The organism is Neisseria sp. HMSC064E01, from assembly GCF_001808875.1.
Taxonomy (GTDB): domain Bacteria; phylum Pseudomonadota; class Gammaproteobacteria; order Burkholderiales; family Neisseriaceae; genus Neisseria; species Neisseria sicca_A.
Genome location: NZ_KV794897.1, coordinates 1 through 1,252, shown reverse-complemented (window position 1 = coordinate 1,252; position 1,252 = coordinate 1). Strand labels below are relative to the sequence as shown.

Sequence of the window (1,252 nt, the reverse complement as noted above, 5' to 3'; positions counted from 1 at the left end):
TGGCAATCTTGTTGCCGCCGTTGTTCAGACCGGCAGTAGTCAGAGACACTTGGCTTGGCGAACCGTCCGCACCGATCTTCAGACCTTCTCCGCTCAGTACGCTGTTGCCGGAGATGAAGCTGTCGGCGAGTACGGTAGTAGCAGAAACAGTGCCGAATTCGACGTCGTCTGAAGTCTCAATCGTCAGCTCTTTACCGCTGCGTTTCACTCGGATGTTCTTACCTTGTTTCACGGTCACGGTGTCGCCTGCAGCAATTTTTTCGCTGTCGGCTTCGTCGTTGGCTTTCAAGTTCCAGCCTTTACCTACGGTCTCTTTAACTGCTGCAATCGCGTCGTGAACATTGTCTTTGCCTGTACCGCCGATGTTGGCAGTGGATACATTGCCGTTCTCGTTCTTGGCTTCTCCGCCCAAGATGGTTTTCAGGTTCACTTGGGTTGCATCCAGCTGGGCTTCGGTCGCGGCTTTGTTCGATCCTGCCAATGGGGCGCTGCCCAAGGTGGTGTTGGTCAGTCCGCTGACAATGCCTTCTTTACCGTCAATCACTACCGGTTTACCGCCGTTCGCTGCGTCTTTGCCGATGGTGACTTTCTCGGCCAGGCTGAAGTCGATCGCTTTGCCTGTACCGCTTGTGGTAACGATGTTCTTGTCTTTGCTTGTGTACTTGACGGTATCGCCCAAGTTCACTTTTTCAGACGACCCGTTGTCTGCAACGATGTTCAGACCTTTGCCGACTTCTTCGCCCACTTTATCCAAAGCGTCTTGAACCGTGCCGACGGCGTCATGTTTCGTACCGTCTGCTTTGGTTACGGTAAAGACAGGAGCTTCAATCGCACCAGTAGTCTGGTTAATGCTGCTATTCAACGCTTTAGCAATCGGGTTCAGCTGGCTGACGTTAACCGCATCAGTGTCTGCCGTACCTTCGGCCACATTGGCAATCTTGTTGCCGCCGTTGTTCAGTCCGGCAGTAGTCAGAGACACTTGGTTCGGAGAATTATCCGCACCGATCTTCAGACCGTCAGTATTCAAGACACTGTTGCCCGCGATAACGCTTTCAGCAACCACGCTGGTCGCTTCTACCGAATCAGCTTTGACATGAGCAAATTCAACGTTGTCTTCAGTCTCAACCGTCAGATCTTTACCGCTGCGTTTCACTCGAATGTTCTTACCTTGTTTCACGGTCACGGTGTCGCCTGCAGCGATTTTCTCGCTGTCGGTCTCGTCGTTCGCTTGCAGGTTCCAGCCTTTCTCGGC

General features: G+C 52.8%; 1 pseudogene. It reads right to left on the bottom strand.

Annotated elements, in window-relative coordinates:
• A pseudogene (locus tag HMPREF2572_RS02955) lies at positions 1-1,252 on the bottom strand (hypothetical protein); the annotation flags it as partial.